The 1,952-nt window shown below is 60.9% G+C and carries 1 protein-coding gene; it reads right to left on the reverse strand.

Translation table 11 applies throughout. The annotated features are described in order from the left end of the window. Window positions 1-1,820, reverse strand: a 1,820-nt coding sequence (locus tag DBR23_RS25535; protein WP_146191448.1) for a DUF4158 domain-containing protein, incomplete at its 3' end; no start/stop codon positions are given. Window positions 1,821-1,952 lie beyond the last annotated feature (132 nt).

The following is a 1,952-nucleotide window of genomic DNA, read 5'->3' on the forward strand; positions in this document are numbered from 1 at the left end:
ATGGCTGTCAGACTGGTGCCGTGGGCCATGATGCCGGCATAGACCATCAGCAGTTCCGCTGTTGACCGTGGTTCACGGCCGAGCATGATCCAGCTGAAGCGCACCTGGGCGTCAACGGCCAGAATCACTTCAGGCAATTGCACTTCGCCGATGCGGTGATCCAAAGCCGCCCGTAGCTTGGTGACTTCGGGGTCTTCGTCTTCGGCGGGTAAAACTGAGAGGTGGAGTTCATCGTCGACGCGCAGTACGCCACTGCGTGCCGCCGCAGCCACAGCATCGACACCTGCAGTTACCTTGGCCAACAATGGCTTCAGAAAGGTGGCCGCCTTGCCGGGCAGCGACAGACGGGCATAGTGCTTCTTGGACTCGTCCTTCCAACGTTCGTCCGTGAAGAACAGGCGTGCACGGCCCCTAAAACTCAAGCTGTGCTCGATCCAGACCGATCCATTGCGCACCGCGCGGCGCAGGGCAAACAAGGTGGCAACCTCCAATGCCCGAAACGCCCGTTCCCGGTCTGGGCTGGATATGGCGGCTTGCCAGACCTTCCCCAGGCCTGGCGCGACAACGCCATCCGGCAACTTTCTGATGTTACTGGCGTAATAGGCGCTCAATTTCGTCAGGGCGTCGATGGTGGGATGCTCTCCGGTGGCTTGCCATGGAAGCTTTGCAATTGCCACAAGCAGTGAGCGTACGGGGCGAATGACATCAATCAATCCTTCGCGCACAAGGGAGGCCCGACTGGGTGGCTTGCGTTTCTGGGTTTCGATGACCAAGGCTTCAAGCCGTGCGCGCAGCTCGGCGTCCGGCACAGCGCCCTGGGCGCTCAAGGCCACGAGTTCGGCCAGTAGCGTTTTGTACATCGCCGCCCAGTTGACGGTGGCGGGGACCTCGGCAGCGGTCTGGCGCCACAGATCGGCAATCCGGCGCTGCACCATCAAAATCAACTGGTCCGTGGTGGTGAACAGGCAATACCGCAGAAAGCAGGCGACCTCCACGGTGCGCGCGGGTTCCTTGATCTTGGCGCCGGCAGACGGCGGCCGAGAGACTAGTCGGCGCGCGTAACGGCGCAAGATGAGATCGGGGATGTCGGTCAGGTGTTTATGAACGTCCAGCTCGTACAGCAGATCGATGCGTTCAAGTACCTCGCTGATTTGGCGGGTTGAGTGCTTGGCCGGCGCCGACCACAGCCAGCTTTGTTGGGTTTGTCCATCTGGGCGCAGCTCTGCAACCGAGGTTCGCCACCGATCAAGGGTTGCCGGATCGACGCTGGCGGCGATTGCAGCACCTGTCTCCGCTTCGAGCTGGGTGAGTGCGCTCGCAATCAAAGTCCGGATGGCCCGCTCGTGCACGATCACCAGCTTATTCTTGTACAGCCATTGGCGGGCCCTCCCGAGCAGTTGATCGCGGTCGGCGCAACGGGCCACTTCGTCCCGCAGTTCACGCACCAGGGAGCGGCGTTGGTGCTCGCTCATCCACCGAAAACCAAGGGCCGTGCACGCTACTTGCTGGTGATCGAACAGTGTCTTCTCCCGCCCGTACAGCGTGCGCAGCGAAGCCACATCAGGGGTGGCAATGCCAAGTTCCTCGCTCAAGTGGCGCCACAGGGCGACGGGAACCACCCGAAAGGCATACAGCAGGCGGCCACTCATGCGCAAAAACCCGATATGCAGCGCCAGACCGAGCTTGTGGGCGTCACCCCGGCGCGCATTGATTGCCTCGCGCTCTGCACCATCGAAGGTGAAAAACGCCTTCATCTCGAAGTCACTGATATCGCGGGGCAGCTCACGCATCCCCAAAAACGTCGTTTGCCAGTCCTGCATCGTGAACCCCATTAGCGGGAGGCCACGATACCCGTTTGAGAAGTGAACAGGAAAGCCAACAGAATCAACGATCTACCAACACCACCCCCGCGCCAGTGCTGGGTTTGCGTACCGCCAGTTATTGCACTGAAA

Origin of the sequence: Acidovorax sp. HMWF018, from assembly GCF_003061035.1 — a bacterium.
GTDB classification, from domain to species: Bacteria; Pseudomonadota; Gammaproteobacteria; order Burkholderiales; family Burkholderiaceae_C; genus Acidovorax; species Acidovorax delafieldii.